This is a genomic window from Halobacterium sp. R2-5, assembly GCF_011734195.1.
Classification (GTDB): Archaea; Halobacteriota; Halobacteria; order Halobacteriales; family Halobacteriaceae; genus Halobacterium.
Genome location: NZ_JAANTH010000001.1, coordinates 532,232 through 551,486, shown reverse-complemented (window position 1 = coordinate 551,486; position 19,255 = coordinate 532,232). Strand labels below are relative to the sequence as shown.

Annotated in this window: 18 protein-coding genes; 9 read left to right on the top strand and 9 right to left on the bottom strand. The window is 69.7% G+C overall.

Going from position 1 to position 19,255, the window contains the following annotated elements:
* The first annotated feature begins 47 nt into the window (after positions 1-47).
* A complete protein-coding gene (locus tag G9C83_RS02970) occupies positions 48-236 on the top strand; it encodes a hypothetical protein (protein ID WP_167244619.1) in 189 nt (62 codons plus the stop codon).
* Here the strand turns inward: G9C83_RS02970 and G9C83_RS02965 are convergent, their stop codons facing one another.
* A complete protein-coding gene (locus G9C83_RS02965) occupies positions 237-1,265 on the bottom strand; it encodes a hypothetical protein (RefSeq protein WP_208288410.1) in 1,029 nt (342 codons plus the stop codon).
* 88 nt (positions 1,266-1,353) lie between these two features.
* Here G9C83_RS02965 and mutL point away from each other — a divergent pair, with 88 nt between their 5' ends.
* Both mutL and kdgK1 read left to right on the top strand, forming a co-directional pair.
* Positions 1,354-3,360, top strand: a complete 2,007-nt coding sequence (gene mutL / locus G9C83_RS02960) for a DNA mismatch repair endonuclease MutL (RefSeq protein WP_167244618.1) — start codon at positions 1,354-1,356, stop codon at positions 3,358-3,360.
* A gap of 24 nt (positions 3,361-3,384) precedes the next feature.
* Positions 3,385-4,335, top strand: a complete 951-nt coding sequence (gene kdgK1, locus G9C83_RS02955) for a bifunctional 2-dehydro-3-deoxygluconokinase/2-dehydro-3-deoxygalactonokinase (RefSeq protein WP_167244617.1) — start codon at positions 3,385-3,387, stop codon at positions 4,333-4,335.
* Here the strand turns inward: kdgK1 and ggt are convergent.
* On the bottom strand, positions 4,332-5,954 hold the full coding sequence (gene ggt, locus G9C83_RS02950) for a gamma-glutamyltransferase (RefSeq protein ID WP_167244616.1): 1,623 nt from the start codon (positions 5,952-5,954) through the stop codon (positions 4,332-4,334). The genes kdgK1 and ggt overlap by 4 nt on opposite strands.
* 105 nt (positions 5,955-6,059) lie before the next feature.
* Here ggt and G9C83_RS02945 point away from each other — a divergent pair, with 105 nt between their 5' ends.
* The gene (locus G9C83_RS02945) at positions 6,060-7,445 is read left to right on the top strand and encodes an NAD(P)/FAD-dependent oxidoreductase (RefSeq protein ID WP_167244615.1); all 1,386 of its coding nucleotides are present in this window, start codon (positions 6,060-6,062) and stop codon (positions 7,443-7,445) included.
* Between the two features lie 15 nt (positions 7,446-7,460).
* Here the strand turns inward: G9C83_RS02945 and G9C83_RS02940 are convergent, their stop codons facing one another.
* Complete coding sequence (locus G9C83_RS02940) at positions 7,461-7,868, bottom strand: hypothetical protein (protein ID WP_167244614.1); 408 nt, start codon at positions 7,866-7,868, stop codon at positions 7,461-7,463.
* A 110-nt stretch (positions 7,869-7,978) separates the two neighbouring features.
* On the opposite strand from G9C83_RS02940, the gene G9C83_RS02935 reads away from it, so the two are divergent.
* On the top strand, positions 7,979-9,043 hold the full coding sequence (locus G9C83_RS02935) for a rod shape-determining protein (RefSeq protein WP_167244613.1): 1,065 nt from the start codon (positions 7,979-7,981) through the stop codon (positions 9,041-9,043).
* 42 nt (positions 9,044-9,085) lie between these two features.
* Positions 9,086-9,979, top strand: coding sequence for an alpha/beta hydrolase (locus G9C83_RS02930; protein WP_167244612.1), 894 nt, complete (start codon positions 9,086-9,088; stop codon positions 9,977-9,979).
* Between the two features lies 1 nt (position 9,980).
* Here G9C83_RS02930 and moeB read toward each other — a convergent pair whose 3' ends face one another.
* Positions 9,981-10,796: a molybdopterin-synthase adenylyltransferase MoeB gene (gene moeB / locus G9C83_RS02925; protein WP_167244611.1), complete on the bottom strand. Its 816-nt coding sequence runs from the start codon at positions 10,794-10,796 to the stop codon at positions 9,981-9,983.
* A 492-nt stretch (positions 10,797-11,288) separates the two neighbouring features.
* On the opposite strand from moeB, the gene G9C83_RS02920 reads away from it, so the two are divergent.
* Positions 11,289-11,582 (top strand): HalOD1 output domain-containing protein, encoded by a 294-nt coding sequence (locus G9C83_RS02920; protein ID WP_167244610.1) that lies wholly within the window; start codon positions 11,289-11,291, stop codon positions 11,580-11,582.
* Positions 11,583-11,621: 39 nt separating this feature from the next.
* On the opposite strand, the gene glmU is transcribed toward G9C83_RS02920, so the two are convergent.
* From glmU to G9C83_RS02900, 4 genes are all read right to left on the bottom strand, one after another.
* Complete coding sequence (glmU, locus tag G9C83_RS02915; protein ID WP_167244609.1) at positions 11,622-12,836, bottom strand: bifunctional sugar-1-phosphate nucleotidylyltransferase/acetyltransferase; 1,215 nt, start codon at positions 12,834-12,836, stop codon at positions 11,622-11,624.
* Positions 12,837-12,884: 48 nt separating this feature from the next.
* Entirely contained in the window at positions 12,885-13,091 is a 207-nt protein-coding gene (locus G9C83_RS02910; protein ID WP_167244608.1) for a hypothetical protein, read from the bottom strand.
* Positions 13,092-13,218: 127 nt separating this feature from the next.
* A complete protein-coding gene (locus G9C83_RS02905) occupies positions 13,219-13,434 on the bottom strand; it encodes a hypothetical protein (protein WP_167244607.1) in 216 nt (71 codons plus the stop codon).
* A gap of 5 nt (positions 13,435-13,439) precedes the next feature.
* Positions 13,440-15,569 (bottom strand): twin-arginine translocation signal domain-containing protein, encoded by a 2,130-nt coding sequence (locus tag G9C83_RS02900; protein WP_167244606.1) that lies wholly within the window; start codon positions 15,567-15,569, stop codon positions 13,440-13,442.
* Between the two features lie 328 nt (positions 15,570-15,897).
* Here G9C83_RS02900 and G9C83_RS02895 point away from each other — a divergent pair, with 328 nt between their 5' ends.
* Together G9C83_RS02895 and G9C83_RS02890 are read left to right on the top strand one after the other, a co-directional pair.
* On the top strand, positions 15,898-17,532 hold the full coding sequence (locus tag G9C83_RS02895) for an alkaline phosphatase family protein (RefSeq protein WP_167244605.1): 1,635 nt from the start codon (positions 15,898-15,900) through the stop codon (positions 17,530-17,532).
* Positions 17,529-18,527, top strand: coding sequence for a GNAT family N-acetyltransferase (locus G9C83_RS02890; protein ID WP_167244604.1), 999 nt, complete (start codon positions 17,529-17,531; stop codon positions 18,525-18,527). The genes G9C83_RS02895 and G9C83_RS02890 overlap by 4 nt, the downstream gene beginning before the upstream one ends.
* Here the strand turns inward: G9C83_RS02890 and G9C83_RS02885 are convergent, their stop codons facing one another.
* The gene (locus G9C83_RS02885; protein ID WP_167244603.1) at positions 18,528-18,821 is read right to left on the bottom strand and encodes a HalOD1 output domain-containing protein; all 294 of its coding nucleotides are present in this window, start codon (positions 18,819-18,821) and stop codon (positions 18,528-18,530) included.
* Positions 18,822-19,255 lie beyond the last annotated feature (434 nt).

Sequence of the window (19,255 nt, the reverse complement as noted above, 5' to 3'; positions counted from 1 at the left end):
GTTCCTGGCCGACCCAGACCTTTGTGTCCGGCGGGCGTACTGCGGGTATGGGCGAGCAACGCTACGAGTACCGCGTGGAGCCGATGTCGGTCGCCCCGGACGAACTGCGCAACGAGCGCTACGAGTTCGACGACACCCTCAACGAGGTCGCCAGCGACGGCTGGGTGCTGGAGAGCACGCTGCGGGTCGACAGCTCGACGTTCCTGTTCGTGTTCGCCCGGCCGGTCGAGTCGTAGTCACTCCCAGTCGATATCGCTGGAGCGCTCCGAGGACCGGAGGATGAACGGTCCGATGGCGAGCGTGCGCTTGGCGATGGTCGCGAGCCGGAGGATGTACGTCGACAGCAACACGAACGGCGCGAGGCCGACGGTGACGCCGGCGCTGGTGACCCAGACGAGGTTGTCGACGCCGAGGGTCGCCCCGGTGAACGTGGTCGGGGAGAGGTACAGCGCCATCGACCCGGTGACGACGAGCGCGGGAATCGTCGTGTAGATGATGTTCCGGGAGAGGTCGACGAGCTCCCACTGGAAGTACAGCGTCTTGATGTACTCGCGGGCCGGCCCGAAGAAGCTCAGCACCTGCACGAGGGCGACGAGCGCGCGCTCCTCGTCCTCGGAGAGGTCGTCGTCGTAGAGGTCGCGGATGCGCCGCGCGCGGTAGATCTTCTCGCTGTAGTTGTAGTCGAGGACGGCCTCGACGACCGCGTACTCGCCGAACGTCCGGTCGTCGAGCTTCGCGACGACCTCGTCGGCGTGGTCGGCGAGGTGGTCGGTGAACTGCGTCACGTCGTCGACGAGCTCGCCGTTGTCGTTGCCCTCGACGGCCGCCCGGAACGCCGCCGCGTTCTCGCGGCTGTTGTCGATGAGCGCCTGGAGGAACGACTCTGGCTCCGGCGGGCTGATCGAGTGAAAGATCGCCTCGACGTCGTCCCGGAACGACATCGCGTCGCTCATGCGGTCGCGGTGCTTGCCGATCGGCCCGATCTCCTGGGAGAGCACGAGCTGGGTGATGGTGACGACGAGCGTGACGCCCGTGATGAGCGCGCCGACGAGCGCCTGGAACACGTAGCGACTGGGGCCCATGTTCACCATGAACGCTCGGAACGGCGCCAGTGCCCCGAGCACCACGAAGCAGCCGAACATCGCGGCCGACACCACGGCGGTCAGGAGCAGCCGGTTGGCGTTGAGCAACACCCACAGCCGCTTCCGGTCGAAGGTGCCCCCGACCCGCCCCCGCATCGTGTACTCGGGTTGGTCGTCGCCCATACTCTAGAGTCGTCACAGCGGCTGACAAAGGTGACGGCGGTCCGAGCGCAACGGGGGATTGATACGCGCGGCGCGCCTGCCGGCGAGTATGACAGGCGGCGACCGCATCCGCGAGCTCGACGACGCGACCGTGGCCCAGATCGCCGCGGGCGAGGTCGTCGAACGGCCCGCGAGCGTGGTGAAGGAGCTCGTGGAGAACAGCCTCGACGCGGGCGCCGCGAGCGTCGACGTCACGGTCGAGCGCGGCGGCCGAGACCGGATCGTGGTCGCGGACGACGCCCGCGGGATGACCGGCGAGGACCTCCGGACGGCGGTCCGCCAGCACACGACGAGCAAGCTCAGCGACGCCAGCGAGCTGGAAGCCGTGGCGACGCTAGGGTTCCGCGGCGAAGCCCTCTACACCATCGGCTCCGTCTCGCGGATGACGGTGACGACGCGCGCCCGGGACGCGGGCGACTCGGGCTCGACGCTCACCGTCGAACACGGCGAGATTGGGGACGTGCGGCCCGCTGGCCGACCTGCGGGGACGACCGTCGAAGTCGCGGACTTGTTCGCGGAGACGCCGGCGCGCCGGAAGTACCTCAAACGGCCGGCGACGGAGTTCGCGCACGTCAACCGCGCGGTGACGCGGTACGCGCTCGCGAACCCCGAGGTCGCGGTGTCGCTGACCCACGACGGACGAGAGGTATTCGCGACGACCGGCACCGGGGACGTGCGGGACGCGGCGCTGGCGGTGTACGGCCGCGAGGTCGCGCAGTCGCTCGTTCCAGTCGAAGCGACCTCCGAGGGTCCCGTGGAGCGCGTCCACGGCTACGTCTCGGAGCCGGAGACGACGCGCTCGACCCGCGAGTACCTCGCGACGTACGTGAACGGCCGGTCGGTCCGGGACTCGGTGCTCCGCGAGGCCGTCCTCGACGCGTACGGCGGCCAGCTCGCCGCGGACCGCTACCCGTTCACCGTGCTGTTCGTGGAGACCGAGGGCGTGGACGCGAACGTCCATCCCCGGAAGATGGAGGTCCGCTTCGAGCAGGAAGACGCCGTGCGGGCGGCCGTCGAGGACGCGGTCCGGGACGCGCTGCTCGATGCGGGCATCGTGCGCTCGCAGGCGCCCCGCGGGACGTCGAAGCCCGGCGACGCGGCGATTTCACCGGCGAGCGACGACGACCAGTCGTCGGTGCAGACGCCAGCCCGGGGGCGGGACGCGAACACAGGTGCAGCGGCGGGCGACAGTACCACGGGGGCGGAATCGAGCCGCGCGAGCACGGAACGGCAGGCGCGCGCGACGGACTCGCTGGCGGGGGACGAGCCCGAGTCGACCGAGCGGAAGCCGAGCGCGAGCGAGCCGACGCGAGACGCGTCGACGAGCGATAACGACACCAGCGAGCGCGCGAGCACTCGTTCGTCGTTCGACGCACCGACGGAGAACGCCCGGCTCACCGAGACCAGCAGCGCGGAGGACGACGGCGCGACGGGCGACTTCGACTCGCTGCCGGAACTTCGCGTGCTCGGTCAGCTGGCGGAGACGTACGTGGTCGCGGAGAGCGACGACGGGCTCGTGCTCGTCGACCAGCACGCGGCCGACGAGCGCGTCCACTACGAGCGCCTCCAGGAGCAGGTCGGCGGCGCGTCGCAGGCGCTCGTCTCGCCGGTCGAACTGGAGCTGACGGCGGGCGAGGCGGCGGTCTTCGACGCCGCTGTCGAAGCGTTGCGGGCGCTCGGGTTCGACGCGGAGCGCTCGGAGCGGACGGCGCGCGTGACGGCGGTGCCGGCGGTGCTGGCGGACGTCCTCGACCCCGAACTGGCGCGGGACGTGCTCGCGGACTTCGTCGCGGACGCGGGCGGCGACCCGGTCGCGGACGCCGCCGACGAGCTGCTCGCCGATCTGGCGTGCCGGCCCGCGGTGACGGGGAACACGTCGCTGACGGAGGGGTCGGTGGTGTCGCTGCTGGACGCGCTGGACGGCTGCGAGAACCCGTACGCGTGCCCGCACGGCCGGCCGACGCTGATTCGCGTGGACGCCGACGAGCTCGCCGAGCGCTTCGAGCGGGACTACCCCGGACACGGCGGCCGGCGGCGGGAAGACGGCGGGAACTAAACCCTCGCCGGACAACCGCGGGGTATGGACCTCGTGACGTTCGGCGAGACCCTGCTCCGGTTCTCGCCGTCGGAACAGGAGCGGCTGGAGCGCGCGACCGAACTGGAGTTCCGCGCGGCGGGCGCGGAGAGCAACGTCGCGGTGAACGCGGGCCGGCTGGGCGCGGAGACGGCGTGGCTGTCGAAGCTGCCGGACTCGCCGCTCGGCCGGAAGGTGACGGCGACGCTGCGCGCGCAGGGCACCGAGCCCGACGTGGCGTACAGCGAGGACGGCCGACAGGGGACGTACTACCTCGAACCCGCGGGCGAGCCCCGCGGGACGAACGTCGTCTACGACCGCGCGAACGCCGCGGTGACGACGGCGACGCCGGACGAGCTCGCGACCGAGCGCGTGGAGGCGGCCGACTACTTCTACACGAGCGGCATCACGCCCGCGCTCTCGGAGACGCTCGCGGAGACGACCGCGGCGCTGCTGGAGCTGGCGAGCGACGCGGGGACGACGACGGCGCTGGACGTGAACTACCGCGCGAAGCTCTGGGAGCCCGAGGAGGCCCGCGAGGTGCTGGAGACGCTGTTCCCGGACGTGGACGTGCTCGTCGTCGCGGCGCGGGACGCCCGGCGCGTGCTCGCCCGCGAGGGGGACGCCGAGGGGATCGCGCGCGAGCTAGCAGAGGAGTTCGGCTTCGAGACGGTCGTCGTGACGCGGGGCGCGGACGGCGCGCTCGCGCTCCACGGCGGCGACGTCCACGCGCAGCCCGCGTTCGAGTCGGACACCCACGACCCGGTCGGGACGGGGGACGCGTTCGTCGGCGGGTTCCTCGCGCGGCGCATCGAGGGCGGGAGCGTGCCCGACGCCCTGGAGTGGGGCGCGGCGACGGCGGCGCTGAAGCGCACGATACCCGGCGACACGGCGCTCGTCACGCGCGAGGAGGTCGAGAACGTGCTGACGGGCGGGACGGGCGAAATCGACCGCTAGTAGCCCTGGGCGTTGCCGTCTTTCCGTGGCTCCGTGGCCGCGGACAGCGTGCCGCCGTCGTTTCTGACGATCTGCGCGCCGCCGAACTCGTCCATCGGCTGCAGACGAACGTCGTGGTCCTTCCGCGCGAGCTTCGCGGCCACGTCGGAGTCGAAGTGCGGTTCGACGGCGAGCTCGCCGCTCTCGCGGTAGCGCCAGCGCGGCCGGTCGAGGGCGGCCTGCAGCGGCTGGTCGTAGTCGACGACGTTCGAAATCACCTGCACGTGGCCCTGTGGCTGCATGTAGCCGCCCATCACGCCGAACGCCGCCCAGTCGTCCTCGCCGAGCTTCGCGATGCCGGGAATCAGCGTGTGGAACGGGCGCTTGCCGGGTTCGATGCTGTTCGGGTGCTCGGAGTCGAGGGAGAACGACGACCCGCGGTTCTGGAGCGCGATGCCGGTGTCGCCGGCGACCAGCCCGGAGCCGAAGCCCGCGAACCGGGAGTTGATGTAGGAGACGACGTTGCCCTCGTCGTCGGCGACGCAGAGCAACACGGTGTCGGCGTCCTCCGCGTTGGCGTCCGGCACGCCGAACGAGACGTCGCCGTTGCACGTCTCGCCGACCTCTCGAGCGCGTTTGGCCGCCCACTCCTTGGAGGCGAGCGGCGGGTGGTCCTCGTACTCGGGGTCGGTGACGTAGCGGTGGCCGTCGTGGAACGCGAGCTTCGTCGCCTCCGCGAGGTAGTGCGCGCGCTCCGGGGAGTCCAGCGGGTGGTCGCCGGCGCCCAGTTCCTCGGCGATGTTGAGCGCTTCCAGCGCGATGAACCCCTGGTTGTTCGGCGGGAGCTCGTAGACTTCCGCGCCGTTGTACGTCGTGGAGACGGGGTCGAGGAACTCCGGCTCGAAGTCTGCGAGGTCCTCGGTGGTGAGGAAGCCGCCCTTCGACTGGACCTCCTCGGCGATGGCCTGCCCGATGTCGCCCTCGTACACGACGTCGGCGCCCTCGTCGGCGATGCGCTGGAGCGTCTCGCCGAGCGCCGGGAGCGATACTTCCTGCCCGACATCGGGCGTCTCGCCGTCGAAGAGGTAGGCGTCGCGGGCGTGCTCGTCGTCGAACAGCGCCTCGCCGTGCTCCCACTGGGCGGCGACGCGCTCGGAGACAGGGTAGCCGTCCGTGGCGTACCGGATGGCGGGCTGGAGGAGGTCCGAGAGGTCCCGCCGACCGAACTTCTCTACGGTGGCCTCCCACCCGCGGGCGGTGCCGGGGACGGTGACGGCGTGCGGGCCGCTATCCGGCATCTCGGCGTCCGCAGGTGCGACGTCCTGGTCGTCGGCGACGGCCTCGCGGACGTTCTCGATAGTCGCGTCCGCCGGGGCGTGTCCGCAGGAGCGCATCGCGCCGACGTCGCCGTCGGCAGTCCGGTAGCACGCGAACACGTCGCCACCGAGCCCCGTGGAGGTCGGTTCGACGACGTTCAACGCGGCGGCGGTCGCGACGGCGGCGTCGAAGGCGTTGCCGCCGTCTTCGAGCACTGAGATACCGGCCTGCGCGGCCAGCGGCTGGCTCGTGGCGACGACGCCGCGCTGCCCGTAGACGGTCGAGCGCCGCGACGAGAATCTGTCGAGGTCGGGGGAGTCCATACGCGAAGGCGCGCCGCGACCACCGTAAATGTGAGCGAACCAGCGAACCCGGTGTGCGCCGCGACGGGCCGAAACCATTTCTCCCGGGCGGCCGTCCGTCTCGGTATGACGCGACCGCACGTAGTCGTCGTCGGGGCGTACGGGAGCGCTGGCGTCGCGGCCGCCGAGGCGCTCGCCGAGGCGGACGTGGAGCTGACACTCGTGGACGACGGCGAGCCCGGCGGCGGGCTCTGCATCCTGCGCGGCTGCATGCCGTCGAAGGAGGTGCTGTCGGCGGCCGCACACCGGTACCAGGCGCGCCACGACCCCCGGCTGACGGGAGCGCCGCCGGGCGTCGACCTGGAGGCGGTCGTCGAGCGCAAGGACGACAACGTGCTCGGGTACGCCGAGCACCGCCGGGAGGCCGTCCACGACCTCGCGGAGCGCGAGCACGTCACCTTCCACCACGAGACCGCGGCGTTCGTCGACGACCGGACGCTCGACGTCGGCGGCGAGCGAATCGAGGCGGACTACGTCGTGGTCGCGACCGGGTCGTCGCTGAACGTCCCCGACATCGACGGCATCGACGACGTGGACTGGATGGGGAGCCGGGACGTGCTGGACGCGACCGAGTTCCCGGACTCGGGGGTGGTGATGGGGTTCGGGTACGTCGGCCTCGAACTCGTACCGTACCTCTCGGAGGCCGCGGGCATGGACCTCACCGTCATCGAACACCACGACCGGCCGCTGCACGACTACCACCGGTCGTTCGGCGAGGAGATTCTGGAGATGTACCGCGAGGAGTTCGGCGTCGAAGTCCGCACGGAGGTCTACGAGGAGCGCGTCGAATCCACGGAGGACGGCGTGCGCGTCCACCTCGACGACGGATCGACCGCGGAAGGGGACCAGCTGTTCCTGTTCACCGGCCGCGAGCCCGCGTTCCCGGACGGGATGGGCGAGACGAATCTCGCCTCGGAGACCGGCTGGGTGCGCGACACGATGCAGACCGAGCACGACGACCGCGTGTTCGTCGTCGGGGACGCCGTCGGCGACCGGATGCTGCTGCACACCGCCAAAGAAGAGGGGTACACGGCGGGCCGGAACGTCCGACGGCTACTCGGCGGGGAGGAACTGGAACACTACGACCCGCTGCCCCACGTCGTGATGTTCGCGGGCGCGGGCGTCTTCCCGTTCGCGTCGCTCGGCCTGCAGGACTGGGAGGCCCGCGAGAACGGCCACGACGTGGTGACCGCCCAGCGGGACGCCAGCGACGACGGCGTGTTCGCGGCGAAGGACAACGAGCGCGGGACCGCGCGGCTGGTCGTCGACGCCGACGACGGCACCGTGCTCGGCTACCACGGCCTCCACTACGACGCCGACACGATGGCGAAGACGATGCAGGTGGTACTGGACGCGGGGATGGACGTCCGCGACCTGCCCGACCGCGCGTACCACCCGACGACGCCTGAGATTCTCGACGGCCTGTTTCGGGAGGCCGCCGGCCAGTTGTAGCGAGCGCCGGCGGCGCTACTCGGGGCGCAGCCACGCGGTGTCGTACTCGCCGAGCACGCTGTCGACGGCGCTCGCGAGGTCCTCGAAGCGGTCGGTCGGCAGGCGGTCGGTGGTGACGAACGCGCCGTGGTAGCCGTGGATGACCCGCGTGAGGTAGCCGTGCTCGAACGCGCGAATGGTGAACCGGTAGTCGCCGAGCTCGGTGTCCTCGTAGATGCGCTTGGACTTGAAGCCGCTGCGCTCGGCGTTCGCGAACCCCATGATGTTCGCGCCGGGTTCGAGGTCGTCCCGGAGGTACACCTGCTGCTCGCGGGTGGTGTCGAAGTACGTGACGCTGCGGAGGCGGTCGCCGACCGTGGTGCGACAGATGCTGACGAGCTCCTCGGTGAACTCCTCGTCGAGGTAGTCCTCGCTGGTTCCCATACGGGTTCTGCGACGGGTGCCAGCAAAAAACTAGGGCGGCGGTCCCGGTAGCCCGGAACACTCGTCGCGTGGCCTACAACGTTATAGGCGGGCCGGGCAAACGACGAGGCATGTCCGACGCAGAGAGCGGCGACGCCGAGTTCGACGACGAGCCGAGCGCGCTCGGCGTGAAAGTCGGGAGCACGCGGACGGTGGTCTCCTCGGGGGACGCCGCCGACCCGAACGTGCTCCGGACGCTGACCTGTCTGGCGACCTACGAGGACGCGCTCACCGGCGAGGAGCACGTCCTCTACGGCGAGGAAGCGGCGACCGAGTACCCCGACCGCGTGCGTTACATGCTCCGGTCGGGGCTGCCCGAGGACGAGGAGACGACGGACCTCGCGAAGACGTTCCTGGCGGAGTTCGCGCGCTCGAACGGCCTCCCCGAGGACTCCGTGGTCGTCTACGCCATCCCGACCATCGACAACGACGTCGGGCTGGAGCGGCTCTCGGAGATCATCGAGGACGGCCCCATCGGCGAGCGGCTGGTGCGGTCGTACCCCGAGTCGCTGTGCGGCGCGGTGCCCGCGCTCGGCGACGACCTCGAAGCTATCGAGGAGACGTTCGTCGCGGTGAACATGGGGTCGACGAACCTCGAGGCGTGCGCGTACCGCCGCGGCGAGCAGCTCGCGCCGTTCTCGACGGGCGCGATCACGGGCACGGAGGTCGACCGCCGCATCGCGAACTACGTCGAGGAGGAGACCCAGGGTCGCGTGAACGTCGACCTCACGACCGCCCGCGAGTACAAGGAGACCCACGCGGACTTCGAGGACTACGAGCCGTTCAGCGACATCATCCAGCAGCCCGGCGGCGGCACCTACGAGTTCACCATCGAGGACAGCGTGATGGACGCCGTCGACGAGTACGTCGACGACGCGGTCGACGAGGTGGCGAACGTGTTCATGCCGGAGCTCGCCAACGACTACATGAAGATCTACCAGCAGGCCCTCGAGAACCCGGTCGTGCTGACGGGCGGGATGGCGTGCATCCCGGGCGTCGTCGACGAGTTCGAGGAGCGCCTCGGCGAGGAGCTCGAACGCGACGTCGAGGCGACGACCGCGGACGACCCGGCGACGGCTGCCGCCCAGGGCGCCCACCGCATCGCCGCGCGGCTCGTGGAACTGGGCGAGTACTGACGCGGCAACGCTTTTCTTCCCGGCGGCAAATCATCCGCCGGGATGGTCCCCGACCCGCGAGACGACTCTCCGACCCGAGACGTGTCGCTGCCGGACGGCCGCACGCTGGCGTACGCAGAGTTCGGCGACCGCGACGGCGAACCGGTGTTCTTCTTCCACGGCACACCCGGCTCTCGGCTGTCCGGGAGCCTCGGGAACGACGTGAAAGACGAGGTCGGTGCGCGCGTCGTCGCACCGGACCGGCCGGGATTCGGCGCGTCCGACCCCCAGCCCGGCCGGGGGTTCGCGGACTGGGCGGGCGACGTCGCGGCGCTCGCCGACGAACTCGGTATCGACGAGTACGGCGTCGTCGGGTTCTCCGGCGGCGGGCCGTACGCGCTGGCGTGCGCGGCGCACACGCCCGAGCGCGTCACGCGCTGCGCGGTCGTCTCGGGCGTCGGCCCGCCCGGCGCCGAGCGCGGCGACCTCGGGTTCGAGCGCGTGCTGGCGGCCGCTGCCCGCGTGTCCCCACACCTGGGCCGGCCGTTCGTCTGGCTGATGGCGCGCGTCGTCGAGCGCGCGGAGACGTTCACGGACGTCGTCGGCGAGCAGGGCAGCGACCTCGCGGGGCCGCGGTACGGGGAGACGGGGCGGGTCTTCCTCGCGGACTTCCGAGAGGGGCTCTCGCAGGGCACGCGACCGCTGGCGGCCGAGTACGGCCTGCTCTACGGCGACTGGGACTTCGACTTGGGGGACGTCGACGCACCGACGCGCGTGTTCCACGGCGACAGCGACGAGAACGTGCCGCTGGCGGCCGGCGACCGCGTCGCCGACGAGGTGCCGAACGCCGACCTCACGGTGTGCGCCGACAGCGGACACTTCCAGCCGATCGTCGAGCACGTCCGCGACGTCTACGGCTGGGTGGTCGCAGGCGACGAAGAGGAAACCGGCGAGTGAGCTACGAGGGGACCGTGCAGCCCTCGACGTACTCGACGTCCGCGACGGAGTCGATGGCGGGGTCGTCGCCGCAGACCGGGCAGTCCGGGTTCTTCGCGACCGGCACCGTCTCGAAGGTCATGTCGCCCGCGTCGTAGAAGAGCAGGCGGCCGGTCAGGAGCTCGCCGTAGTCGAGCAGCCCCTTCACGCACTCCGTCGCCTGGATGCAGCCCATCGTCCCGGGGAGGATGCCGAGCACGCCCGCGGTCGAACAGTCCGGAATCGTCCCTTCTGGTGGCGCTTCCGGGAACAGACAGCGGTAGCACGCGCTGCCGGGCTCGTACGTGATGGCCTGCCCCTCGAAGCGGTAGATTGCGGCGTGGCTGAACGGGATTCCGCGGAGCACGCAGGCGTCGTTGACGAGGTAGCGGGTCGCGAAGTTGTCCGAGCAGTCCACGACGAAGTCGACGCCGTCGAGGAACTCGCCGACGTTGTCCTGATCGAGGCGCTCGACGTGGGCGTCGACGTCCACGTCGGGGTTGAGGTCCGTGACGTACTCGCGGGCGCTCTCGGCCTTCGGCCGGCCGACGTCGGCGTCCGCGTGGATGATCTGGCGCTGGAGGTTCGAGCGCTCGACGTCGTCGTGGTCGACGATGCGCAGGCGGCCGACGCCCGCGGCCGCGAGGTACTGGATGACCGGCGCGCCCAGACCGCCCGCGCCCACCACGAGTACGTCGCCGTCGAGCAGGCGCTTTTGCCCCTCGGCGCCGACGTCGTCCATGATGATGTGCCGCGAGTAGCGGTCGAGCTGCACCGGGTCGAGGTTGAGCCCGGACATGCCCGAAGGAAAGGTGGGGACCGGGGTAAGCGTTTCCCGTCGAGCGCCGGTGCTGCCGCTGGCGGGCTGGCGCGAAAGAACTACGGGTACCCCTACCCGGCAGTGACCCCTATCGACTCCCACGGTAAATGTCTTGTCAGGATCGCGGGGCGCCAGCGGGGGCGACGACGCGTCCACGAACCGACCGTTAAGGCCGCGTAAGCCCTCCTTACTGCCGAACCGTTCGAGTAGGACGATGTTACCCGGCTGCGAGCGGTCGGCGCACTGTGACCGCGGGCGTTCGGAGCCGATTGAGGGGAAACGGCGGGGACCGCGCTCGTTTTTGGCGGCTGCTGACACGTTCCGCGGTCCGTCAAAGCGAAGGGATCACCCAGAAAGATTATCTCTCGTTCGCCCATACGTGGGAAGCGTCGCGTCCCCTCTCTGCGACTACCGATACCGAGCGTACGCCGACGACGCGCGGTTCGGGGCTCGCGGCAAGCGATTACTGTGATGAACAGAGACCCCACGAACACGGACGACGCGGACCGTATCGTTCGAGTGGAGTGGACAGACGCCGGCAGCCCCAGCGAGGGCGTCGTCGAGGCGCTGTCGACTGCGACCGACAGCGACCCCCTCGACACCGAACCGCTCCAGCACTACGTCGACACCGAGTCTCTCGACGCGCTCGTCGAGGCGAACCGGGGCGACCACGTGCGCGTGACGTTCGCGTACGGCGACCTCGGCGTCGTCGTGGAGAGCACCGGCACCGTCGACGTCTTCTCCGAGCCGCTCACCGTCGAGTGACGCGGCGGACGATTCTCCACGCCGCTCGCCGACGACGAGTCACGACTGTGAGCGTGGGTCGTCGTCGCCGAACAGCAGCGTCTCGCCGGGCATCGTGTAGCCCTCCGAATCGAGTTTGACGCCCGCGTTGAGGCTGGTGTTGATACCGGTCTTGGCGTCGTCGCCGAGCACGACACCGAACTTCCGGCGGCCCGTGGACGTGCGCTCGCCCTTCACGACGACCTCGACGGGCTGGTCGTCGTGGCGGAGGTTCGCGACCTTCGTGCCGGCGCCGAGATTCACGTCCCGGCCGAGCACGCTGTCGCCGACGTACGCGAGGTGGCCCGCGGTCGCGCCCGCCGAGAACACGCTGTTCTTCACTTCGACGCTGTGGCCGACGCTCGCGTCGCGGCCGAGCAGGGTCGCGCCGCGCACGTACGCGTTCGGCCCGATGGACGCGCCTTCCCTGACGAGCGCGGGGCCTTCGACGACGACGCCGGCGTCGACTTCCGCGCCCTCCTCGACGACCACGTCGCCGCGGAGGTCGGCGTCCTCGTGGACGTCGCCGTCGATCCGGCGGTCGAGTTCGCCGAGCTTCCACTCGTTGGCTTCCAGGAGCTCCCACGGCCGGCCGACGTCCAGCCAGCGGTCGAACGCGACGGGCGTCACGTCGACGCGCTCGCACGCGCGTTCGAGGACGTCAGTGAGTTCGAGTTCGCCGCGCTCGCTCTCGCCGACGTCGAGCCACGCCTGGGCCGCCGCGGGGAAGACGTACGCGCCCGTGTTCACGAGGTCCGACGGCGGGTCCGCGGGCTTCTCGGTGACGCCCGTGACCCGGCTGCCGTCGTCGCTGGTGTGGAGGACGCCGTACGAGGAGGGGTCGTCAACGCGGAACGATCCGACGGCGGGGCCGTTGCCGTACAGCTCTTCGAGGCCGCGCTCGTCGTGGAGGGCGTCGCCGTTCAGCACCACGAACGGCTCGTCGTCGTCGAGTTCGGGGGCGGCCGCGCGCACGGCGTCGGCGGTGCCGCGCTGGGACTCCTGCTCGACAGTCGTCACGGGAACGCCGCGGAACTCGTCGCCGAAGTACTCGCGGACGTCTCCGCCGCGGTAGCCGACCACGACCACGAGCCGGGAGGCCCCGGTCTCGACCGCGGTCTCCGCGGCGTGCCCGACGAGCGGCTCGCCGGCGACAGGGAGCATCGGTTTCGCGACGTTCGCGGTCAGCGGCGCCATTCGCGTACCCCGCCCTGCAGCGAGGAGAACTGTCTGCATACTCCCACCATCGGGAAACTACAATAAAACGATACCACCTGAGACGCGTCACACTAGCTCGCGGCGGAGCCCTCGCGCGGTCCACAGCGCGAGCGCGCCGATGGCGACGAACAGCGCCGCCATCGGGACCGGGTTCTCGGTCCGCAGGAGGGTCGGCGCGAAGAGGAGGATGGCCGCGATTCCGGCCGCGATGAGACTCGTCAGCAGGAGTCCGAGCAGGCGGAGCCGGAACCGGAGCGAGTCGAGTGCGGACACGGGGAGCGAGGCCGCGAGGCGGCCCTCACTCGTTCGTAGTCCCGCAGTCGCTTCGTTACCAGGCTCGTACGCGCACACAACGCGAGCTTACGCGCCGCGGCGCAGTGGGGTGGAGAGCCGGAACGGCTCAGACCATCGTTTCGAGGTCGCAGACGCTGTCCTCGCCGGCGACGAGGAACGCGTCCTCGCGGAGCATGTCCTCGTCGGAGGGGAGCACGAGCACCTGCTGTTCGCCGCCGGTCGCGGTCCGGATGACGTCGAGATCGATCGCCTCGTAGCCGAGGTCCTCGGACGGGTCGGGGTCCTGGGAGACGTCCCACCAGTCCACCGACTGTGAACTCATCGACATCAGGCGTTCCGGTCGATGCTAACGGCGGCGTCGCCGTCCACGGTGATCTCGGTGATCTCGCCACCGAAGCGGTACGCGTCGACGCCGCTGCCGACGAGACCGATGACCTTGCCGTCGCGCGCGAAGTCCTCGAGGATGGCCCAGTTCGTGTCGTTGGCGCCCTCCTCGCTGAGTTCGGGGTCGCGGACGACGTCGCCGGAGACGGTGAACGTGTACGCGGTCACGTCGTTGGCCTCGCCGTCGACGGTCAGCACGTGGGGCGTCTCGGTGCCCGAGTCCGTGCTGTCGTCGGTCGTCGAGTCCTCCGTGGTGGAGTCGTCGGTCGTGCTGTCAGTGGTCGTGCTGTCGTCCGTGGTGGAGTCGTCAGTCGTGGAATCCTTCGTGGTGGCGTCGTCCGTGGTCTCCTCGAAGCTGGCGGGGTCGACGACCTCGCCGTTCAGGATGACGTCGAAGTCGTAGTCCTGGACGTCCCAGCTGAACGACTGGATCTGGCCGTCGACGAGGTAGGCGTCGCCGTAGCCGTCGTTGCCGGTGAAGCCGGTGACGGTGACCGTGCCGTCGCCGTTGTCCGTGACGGAGTCGCCGTTGCCGGCGCTGACCGTGTCGGACGTCTCGTGGAGTTCGGCGGTGCCGTCGACGACGAACTCGTAGTTGAGGCCGCCGGACTGGCGGGCGACGACTTCGAGCACGTCGGCGTTGTCCTCGCTCAGGGTGAGGAGCTCGCGGAACGTCGTGGTCGTGCCGTTCACGGAGACGTCGAGGCCGAAGTCCTCGGGGACGTCGTAGTCGACGACGTCGCCCGTGTAGCGGTAGGAGTCGAGCTCGTCCGGGCTGAGGTCGACGCTCGTGGCCGTCATCGTGCCGTCGCCGTTGTCGACGATGGTGTCCGTGTCCGGTTCCGCCTCGCCCGCGAACGCGAGCGAACCGGCGACCGTGAACGAGACGTTCGCGGCCGTGGTGTTGTCCGGGCTGGAGTGGAGGACGAGCGTGTCCTCGTTGGTGGTGGTTGCTGTACTACCGTCCCACGGGTTCACGTTTGGGTCGAAACCCTCGATCTCGTCGGCGGCCGCGTAGCCGGTGACCTCCGACGGAAGCGGGTAGTCGACGCTGTCGTCCTCGACGACGCCGTTGCCCGAGTAGTCGGGCTCGATGTTGCGGCTACCGGAGCCGGCGACGACGCAGTCCTCGATGGTGACGTCCATCTGGCCGCCGGACTTGTCGCGGACGAGGTCGCCGTCGGAGTCGTTGTAGAACGCGCAGTTCCGGATTTCGACGGTCGAACCCGCGGCGCCGTCGTGGAGTTCGATGAGGTCTGCGGTGCCGTCGACGTCGAAGAAGACGATCCAGCAGTTCTCGATGACGAGGTGCGCCGGGTGGCGAAGGCGGATGCCACGGGCGTGTGGGGAGTTCGTGGAGTCGGACGAGATGTCGCCCGTGACGGCGACGAGACTGTTGCGGATGTACGTCGTCTCGCTCTCGTCGGTGCCGTCGCGGTGGCCGACGCGGATGTTCGCGATGTTGTTGTTGACCGCCGCGCAGTTCTCGATGGTGACCGGGGGCTTGTCGAGGTACGCGCCGTTGTTCACCATGCGGCCCCACGCGGAGTTCCGGAGCGTTAAGCGGTCGTTACCGCCGTCCGGGGTGTAGAGCGCGCGGTCCTCGCTCTGTTGACCGCCCTCCGGCCAGACGAAGCCGTCGACGGTCGCGCCGGGATAGAGATTGATGCCGGACTTCGCCTCGGGGTTCGAGCCGCGGACCACGATGTTCTCGAGGCTGCCCTCGATGCTGCCGTCCATCGTGCCGGATTCGAGGTTCAGTACGACGTCGCCCTTCTCGCCGCCGCCGATGAGGGCGTCGCCGGAGCCGATGTCGAGACCGCCACCCCAGGCGTACTCGCCGGGGTCGAGCGTGACTTCGCCGTCGGGGGAGGTCGCGGAACTGAGGTCCGAGACCGCTCTCGCGTTGCCCACTAGGTTGGCCGTACCGCCGACTGCGGTGGCGGCGCCGAGAGCCTTCACGAAGGTGCGGCGGTTAACGGAGTGCTCCCCGTCAGTAGCCTCGTCGTTCGCCGCGTTGTCTGTGTTAGGGTCGTCTTGTGCGTCGTTACGCTCGGTGTGGCGTTTCGCCATACTGTGGTAGAGCGAAGTTACCTAAAAGTAGATTCTGACCAGTAACGCTCCACACGATTCACGATTGGTCCGGGATGGCGTCGTTTGGCGACAGACTGGATACTCCTTGTCGACCACTTGCATACGAGACGGGTAGGCGGTACATACCAGTATCGCCGGGCACGCGCTCGCCAGTCAGGACCATCCTAGTGGTTGTATATCTAACCCTACTAGCTGTGTGTCCGCTCCTAACCGGAGTAACGACACGGTAAGGCCAGCGTAAACGCGGTCCTAACGGGTTCGGCGGCTCGTCTAGGGTGAGCCACTGCGGCGAATCAACTCTATAACAATGGCCGCGAGCGCGGACACACGAGTCGTGACTGACCAAGCATCGAGCGGACTGCAAACGCTTCTCGTCGGGCTGGACGGCGTCTGCCACCGGACCCTCGGCCTGCTCGAAGACGACGCCCTCCCCGCGCTGTCCGCGCTGTTCGACCGCGGCACCGTCGCCGACCTCGAGTCCCAGATTCCGCCCTGGACGCCGAGCGCGTGGCCGTCGCTGTACACCGGCACTAACCCGGGGAAACACGGCGCGTTCGACTTCCTCGCGTTCGACGGCTACGACTGGGGCGTGGTGAACCGCAGCCACGTCCGCGAGCACGCCATCTGGGAGCTGCTCGACCGCCGCGGACTGTCCAGCGTGGTGGTGAACGTCCCCGTCACCGGGCCACCGAAGCCGTTCGACGGCGCGCTGATTCCCGGCTACATCGCGCCAGAGGAACCGACCGGCCACCCCGAGGGCGTCACCGACGAGGTAGAAGCCGAGCTCGGCGACTACCGCGTGTACGCGCCCGACGGCGTCGACGGCGACGAGCAGATCGAGTGGTACCGTCGACTCACCCGGATGCGCGGGGAGGCGTTCCGGCACCTCGTCGACGACTACGACCCCGAGTTCGGGTTCCTGCAGTTCCAGCAGACGGACACCGTCTTCCACGAGCGCCCGGAGGACGACGAGGCGGTGCGCGCGGTCTTCGAAACCGTCGACGACGAGCTCGCGGCGACCATCGAGGCCTGCGACCCGGACACCGTGATCGTGGCGAGCGACCACGGCATCGGCCCCTACGAGGGCCGCGAGTTCCGCGTGAACGAGTACCTCCGCGAACGGGGGTTCCTCCAGACGGAGCGCGGCGACGGCGGGATGCCGTCGTGGACGACCGTCGACCGCGACGGCGAGGACGACACGTCGCTCGCGGAGCGCGCGGTCGCGGCGGCGGCGAAAGTCGGTATCACGAGCCACCGCGTCGGCGCGGTGCTCCGGCGGCTCGGCCTCGACGAGTTCGTCCTGGAGCGCGTCTCCACGGACACGGTGCGCGCGGGCACCGAGCGCGTGGACTTCCCCGCGTCGACGGCGTACATGCGCTCGCGGACGGAGCTCGGCGTGCGCATCAACAAGGCCGGCCGGGACCCCGAGGGGACGGTGTCACCGTCGGAGTACCCGTCGATTCGCTCGGACGTCGTCTCCGCGCTGCGGAGCGCGGAGACTCCCGACGGCGAGCCGGTCTTCGAGGAGGTCGCCCCCGCCGAGGACTACTTCCAGGGACCGTACGTCGACGACGCGGTCGACGTGGTCGTGGTACCCGAGGACTTCGAGCACTACCTCTCGGCGTCGATGCGCGGCGACGTGTTCGACGAGCCCTCCGAGCCGTGGAACCACAAGCGCACGGGCCTGCTCGCGCTCGCGGGCGACGGCGTCGACACGGACGCGGACCTCGGGGACGCCCACCTCTTCGACGTCGCGCCGACCGTGCTCGCGTCGCTGGGCGTGCCGCCGAGCGACCGCATGGACGGCGAGCAGCTCCCCGCGGTCGCGCCCGTCGAGCCGGCGTCGTACCCGCCGTTCGACGCCGACCCCGTCTCACACACCGACGACACGGCCGTCGAGCAGCGCCTCGCGAACCTCGGCTACATCGACGACCAACAATGAGCATCGACGCCCGCCCCCTCGACGACAGCGACCGCTGGAACGACCTGCTCGCGGACACGGAACAGCCGACGGCGTTCCACCGCGCGGAAGCCCTGGACGTGCTCGCGGACTACGCGAACGCGGAGGTCCACCGCCTCGTCGGCTACAAGGGCCAGGAGCCGGTGGGGCTCTTCCCCGTGTTCACCGTCGAGAAGGGGCCGATGACGGCCGCGTTCTCGCCGCCGCCGGAGCTCAAGATGCACTACCTCGGGCCGACGCTGCTGAACCGCCAGACGCTGAAGCGGCGGCGCCGCGACAAGCGCCACCGGCGGTTCGTGGACGCGTGCCTCGACTGGCTGAACGAGCACCGCGACCCGCAGTTCATGCAGGTACGGACCGCGCCGGGCTACGACGACGTCCGGCCGTTCGTCTGGCGGGACTTCGACGCGACGCCGCGGTACACGTACGTCGTGGACTACACGCGCGGCGAGGACGAACTGCTGTCGGCGTTCAGCAGCGACGCGCGCAAGAACGTCACGAACGGCTACGACGTCGACTACGAGATACGCGAGGCGGGCGCGGCCGGCATCGAGCACATCGTCGAGCAGGTGCGAGCGCGCCACCAGGCACAGGACGAGTCGTTCCCGATCACGGCCGAGTTCGTGACCGAACTCTACGAGGCGCTGCCCGACGGCGCGATGCGGGCGCACGTCTGCCGCATCGACGGCGAGTTCGCGGGCGGCGTGCTGAACGCGGAGTACGACGGCCGGTCGTTCAACTGGCTCGGGAGCGCGAAGACGGACGCCGACATCCCCGTCAACGACCTGCTGGACTGGGAGTTCGCCCGCGAGGCGATAGACCGGGGCGTGGAGGCCCGGGACCTCGCGGGCGCGAACAACCCCCGCATCGCGCAGTACAAGGCGAAGTTCGCGCCGGACCTGGTGCCGTACTACCGGCTACAGGCCGGGACGAAAACGGGGAGCGTAGCGGCGAAACTCTACGACCGGCTGACGTAGCTACGTGGTGACTTCGACGTCGCCGTGGCTCGTGACGCGAACCTCGACGCCCTCGTAGGAGAATGTGAGTTCGAGGTGGTCGGTTTCGGCCGTCGAGCAGAGCGCGTGGAGCGCGTCGACGTCGACGGTGTACTGCAGCGGTTCGAGGTCGGTGGGAGTTCGTCCGGTTACCGCCGAGACCGCCTCGGCGACGGCGGCGCCGATGTCGTCGTGTGCTCGCCAGCTCGTGCGCTGGATGTCCGGGAGCGAGTCCGTCCCCGACGCGGCGGCCGCATAGTTCGTATCAGAATTCATGTGTAGTGATTCGCTCGCTCGTAGCTTGCAGATTCTGCAATAAATAGGCAGCGAATCACGCGCGTAGCGCCCGTAATAGAGAGGTTCAGTCGAATCCACGACCAGCCGAGAACCGGACTCGTTCACCGAACGTACCAGGTAGACTAATATTCATACCGGGTTGTTACCAGACAGCTATGCGGTGGCAGCGATTGGCGTCACGTTCACCACAGAAACCGGCAACGTACCGGCCGAATGTTGGTTCGTGACAGTCCGTCCGATTCGTCGGCGAGCTGGGACGTTCGGCGAAGAAGTGTCAGCTGAAAACCTCGGGTTCGGGCGGGCGACAACCGGCCGGCCGCCCCGCCGAGCGAACACCCGCAGCCGGCGTCGAGGACTCCGAAGCAGTCGCTATCGGTGCACTACGCACGGAGCAGTCGGAGACGAGAGCGCGG